Below are 493 nucleotides of genomic sequence, written 5' to 3'. Positions count from 1 at the left end.
CGCTCACGCAGCGCCTCGGCGGTGATGACCAGATGCCGAAGGTCGCGCCCGAGGCGGTCAAGTTTCCAGAGGACCAGTGTATTACCGGGCTGCAACGCCTTGAGGCAGGCGGTCAGGCCGGGGCGCGCATCATGGCGACCCGAAGCGAGATCCTCATAAATGCGTGAGGGATCGACGCCGGCGGCGAGCAGCGCATCGCGCTGTGGTGCCAGCGTCTGCGATCCGTCAGCCTTGGACACCCTCACATATCCGATGAGCATCGTCACCCCGCCAGAAAAGATATCTGACACCCTGCAATGTGCTGGTGGTTTTCGCAACGGGTATTCCGACTACTAGGCAGCGTCGCCGGGGCAAAAACCGCTACCGCCAGAAAACCGGTCGTTTTCCTTGCGATCAGGCGTGCATTGAGGTGTCTCGCTTTTTCCGTTGCCCACGGCCAGTTTTGAGAAAGAGCAATCGGAACACATTTTAAGAAGCGGCACCCGCTTCGCCG

At 60.4% G+C, this 493-nt stretch carries 1 protein-coding gene; it reads right to left on the bottom strand.

All coding sequences use genetic code 11. The annotated features are described in order from the left end of the window. Positions 1-260, bottom strand: a 260-nt coding sequence (locus AACY45_RS28115; RefSeq protein WP_339548737.1) for a recombinase family protein, incomplete at its 3' end; no start/stop codon positions are given. Positions 261-493: the final 233 nt, after the last annotated feature.

It is taken from the genome of Pseudomonas sp. RA_35y_Pfl2_P32, from assembly GCF_963970735.1.
In the GTDB taxonomy this organism is placed as follows: Bacteria; Pseudomonadota; Gammaproteobacteria; order Pseudomonadales; family Pseudomonadaceae; genus Aquipseudomonas.
Note: the sequence above shows the minus strand (reverse complement) of the source record. Positions and strands in the feature narration are given on the sequence as shown.